At 72.2% G+C, this 3892-nt stretch carries 2 protein-coding genes and 2 pseudogenes; 3 read left to right on the forward strand and 1 reads right to left on the reverse strand.

All coding sequences use genetic code 11. From position 1 onward, the window contains the following. Positions 1 to 508 (reverse strand): annotated as a pseudogene (locus D7V93_RS39765) (hypothetical protein); the annotation flags it as partial. A 297-nt stretch (positions 509 to 805) separates the two neighbouring features. Between D7V93_RS39765 and D7V93_RS39770 the strand changes: the two are divergent. The 3 genes and pseudogenes from D7V93_RS39770 to D7V93_RS39780 all read left to right on the forward strand — a co-directional run. Continuing rightward, on the forward strand, positions 806 to 1822 hold the full coding sequence (locus D7V93_RS39770; RefSeq protein WP_208723307.1) for a formylglycine-generating enzyme family protein: 1017 nt from the start codon (positions 806 to 808) through the stop codon (positions 1820 to 1822). Positions 1823 to 1971: 149 nt separating this feature from the next. Continuing rightward, the gene (locus D7V93_RS39775; protein WP_120648245.1) at positions 1972 to 3225 is read left to right on the forward strand and encodes a threonine/serine exporter family protein; all 1254 of its coding nucleotides are present in this window, start codon (positions 1972 to 1974) and stop codon (positions 3223 to 3225) included. 42 nt (positions 3226 to 3267) lie between these two features. Beyond that, a pseudogene (locus D7V93_RS39780) lies at positions 3268 to 3892 on the forward strand (hypothetical protein); the annotation flags it as partial.

Consider the following 3892-nt stretch of genomic DNA (forward strand, 5'->3'; position numbering starts at 1 on the left):
GTGCCATCACCCGCGCGTCCTCCACGAGCGCTGGCACCGCTTCATGCAGCCGCTCCGAGGCCTCCGTCACCATGCTCCGGACGATGATCCGGGCCCGCTGCCCCGGCGTGTGGATCTCGTCGGTGCGGGAGCGGGCGTACTCCACCGCGTGGTCGAAGAGGCGGTTGAGGCGCACCATGAAGCCGTGGACCGGCAGGCCGCCTTCCTGCCACTCCCGCTCCAGCACCTCCAGCGCCCCTTCCATGGCCGCGGCGGCCAGCGTGTGGGCCGCGGCCCCGGGCTCCGCGCCCTCGCGCTCCGCCGCCTGGTGCGCCAGCCGCGCCAGCACCGTGAGCACGTCGTGGGCGATCGTGCGCCACTGCCCGTCAAGCTCGGGCAGCTCCTCGCGCAACCCGTCGGCCGCGCCGTGCACCGCGCCGCTCGCGACCCCGCTCGCCAGCAGGCGCTGCAACGACAAGGTCAGGTTGCGAAGCGCCTCGACGGGCCCCGCGTGTCGCTCGCTGGCCATCCACCCACCCGTCCTTTCCGTCCAGGGCTACTGGCGAAGCAGCTCGTGGGCGAACTTCGCCTCCGCCTGCTTGTCGGCGCTCATGTCGTGACAGCTCCTCCGGTTTGAAGTGGGGCCGACACACGTCCGGGACAAGCGGTCCCCTTGCGCGGAACCTACGCGTTGCCCGGCGGCTCCCAGGGGGACGCCAACGACACCGGAGGACCCTCCCTCCAGGCCGATGCCTCCTGCCCCCGGAGGGCCCAGCTTGCTCCGGTGGAGCGTGCGTCCATCCCCGCCCGCCCCGAGGAGCCACGCATGAGCACGGACATGAGCAACGAGGCCGCGAGGCTTGAGCCCGCGCCCTCGCCGGAGACAGGGCCCGCGCCGGGCGAGGCGCCCTTCCCGGACATGAGGTGGATTCCGGGAGGCACGTACTGGATGGGCTCGGATCACCACTACCCGGAGGAAGCCCCCGCCCACCAGGTGACGGTCTCCGGCTTCTGGATGGATGGCTTCACGGTGACGAACATGCAGTTCGCCCGCTTCGTGGACGCCACCCGCTACGTCACCGTGGCCGAGCGTCCGCTCGACCCCGCGGACTACCCCGGTGCGCTCCCGGAGCTGCTGGTGCCCGGCTCGCTCGTCTTCCAGAAGGCCGCCGGCCGCGTGGACCTGAGGGACCTCTCGCGGTGGTGGGCGTACACGCCGGGCGCCTGTTGGAGGCACCCGGAAGGACCTGGCAGCCACCTCAAGGGACGCGGCAGGCACCCCGTGGTGCACCTCGCCTTCGAGGACGCGGAGGCATACGCCACGTGGGCCGGCAAGGCGCTGCCCTCGGAGGCCGAGTGGGAGCGCGCCGCGCGCGGCGGGTGGGAGCGCGCGGAGTTCTGCTGGGGCGACGAGTTCACCCCCGGAGGCCGGCACCTGGCCAACACCTGGCAGGGGGAGTTCCCCTGGCAGAACCTGCGCTCGGACGGCTTCGAGGGCACCTGTCCCGTGGGCAGCTTCCCGCCCAACGGCTACGGCCTGCACGAGATGGCGGGCAACGTGTGGGAGTGGACCACGGACTGGTTCCAGACGCGCCACACCGGCAACAAGGGCAAGGCCTGCTGCATCCCCGTCAACCCGCGCGGGCCCGCCCAGGCGAACGGCAGCCATGATCCGCATCAGCCACAGGTGAAGATTCCCCGCCGAGTGCTCAAGGGCGGCAGCCACCTGTGCGCGCCCAATTACTGCCAGCGCTACCGCCCGGCCGCGCGCTCCCCTCAAGCCGTGGACAGCGGCGCCAGCCACATCGGCTTCCGCTGCATCGTGCGGCCCACGCCCCATTGAGCGCGCGCGACGGGCTCGCCACGGCCTGGCATCCAGGGGCTCGCGTGCCCTCCGCTCGCGACGGATGACAGCCCCGGTGTCCGCGCAGAGCTTCACGGCAGCAGCGGAGCGCGCCGGGTGACCTGGCCGCCTCCGCCCGGGAGGTCTCCATGCACGACACACCCGAATCCGTGACCCCGATCGACGAGGACCAGGCCGTGGCCTTCCTGCTCGACCTCGTGCGGGCGCTCCACCTGGCCTACCTGCCTGCCAACGTGGTGGAGCCCCTGATGAAGGGAGCCGCGCAAGGCCTGGGGCTGCGGATGGAGCTCTTCACGCTCCAGAGCTTCGTGGCGACGGAGCTGACCTCGGGAAGGCAGCGGCGGGTGGACATCGAGCGCGTGCCCTTCAACCCCCACTGGAACCTCCGCCGGACGTCCGGGGTGCTCCTGGTCGCCCGCGCGGTGGCGGCAGGGCAGCTCCGCCTTCCCGAGGCGCGCGCCGAGCTGGAGCGCGTCGTCCACCAGCGCGCGGCCTGGCCGGAGGGGTTGGTGTTCATCGCCTATGGCGTGTACGGCGCGGCCGTGGCCGCCCGCGTGGGCGGAGCGTGGCGGGAGCTGGCCGCGGCGGGCCTCATCGGCGTCATGGCGGGCGCCATCCATTTCGGCACGCTCCGGTCCATGCGCATGGACCTGCAGAAGAGCTTCCTCGCCGCGTTCCTCGGCACGTTGATGGCCTTCGGCCTCTCCCTCCTGATGCCGCCCTTCGACCTGGCGCGGGCCCTGTTCGGAGGGGCGACGCTGCTCGTCCCCGCCATGGTGGTGACCCTGGGGGCCGAGGAGCTGGTGAGCGAGTCCGTCGAGGCGGGGATGTCGCGCCTCACCTACGGCCTGCTGCGCTTCCTGCTGCTGGGCGTGGGCATCACCGCCGCGGCCCGGCTCTGGACCTTGTTCCTCCCCCTCCCCGCCCACCTCCAGGCGAGCCCGCTGCCCGAACCCGTGGTGCTGGCGCTCGTCGCGCTGGGCGGTATCGCGCTGACGGTCTGCATGGGAGGCCGGCAGCGCGAGCTTCCGTGGATCGTCGGCGCGGTGCTGCTGGCGTTCGGAACCCAGGAGCTCACGAAGCTCCTCTTCGGAGGACGCGGCAGCCCCCTGCTGGCCAGCTTCGTGCTGGGCCTCGCCGGGCTCTTGTATGCGCGGCTGCCCGGAAGGACCGCGACGACGATCATCATGCCCGGGCTGCTCCAGCTCGCGCCCGGCTTCCTCGGCACCCAGGTCATCGTGGCGCTGCTCAGCCCGCAGGCACCCTCTTCCGGAGACCGCTTCTTCGACGTGCTCCTGGTGGCGGCGCAGCTCATCCTGGGACTGGTGTTCGCCTCCGCCATCGTCCAGCCCCGGGCCCGCCTGGGCGAGGCGCGGGCGTAACGACCGCCGGGCCTGCGCGCCAGGCCTGGCTTTGGAGCTGCCATGAACCTCCCGGCCTCGCTGCTCGACTTCTCGCTCATCCAGGGCGGCCCACACCTCGTCCTCGGACGGCGGCACCTGCCTGCCCGTCCGCGCCGTGCTCCCCTGTCCCGGCGCGTCCTCACCGTGCTGCTGGTGAGCTGGCTGCCGCTCCTCCTGCTGTCGCTCCTTCACGGCGGGCCCTCGGCGCCGCGCGCCTTCCTGCGCGATGCGATGGTGCACGTCCAGTTGCTGGTGTCCCTGCCGCTGCTCATCGCGGCCGAGCGCTACATCGACTTGAGCCTCGCGGCGGCTGCGCGACAGTTCGTCGTGTCGGAGTTGATTGACGCAAAGCACCTCGCCGCCTTCGAGGACATCGCGCGCGGGGTGATGCGGGTGCGGGACAAGGCCTCCATCGAGGCCGGGTTGCTGCTGGCCTCCTTCACCCTGGCCTTCGTGTACCTGCCCGCCCATCCGTCCTCGGGGTGGATCCACGCGGAGCCTGGCGGCACGCCCACGCTCGCCGGGTGGTGGTACCTCGCGGTGATCCTGCCCCTCATCCGGTTCCTGCTGCTGCGGTGGCTGTGGCGGGGAGTCCTGTGGGCGGTCTTCCTCTTCAGGGTCTCCCGGCTGCCGCTCGCCCTCGTGC

The organism is Corallococcus llansteffanensis (genome assembly GCF_003612055.1).
Taxonomy (GTDB): domain Bacteria; phylum Myxococcota; class Myxococcia; order Myxococcales; family Myxococcaceae; genus Corallococcus; species Corallococcus llansteffanensis.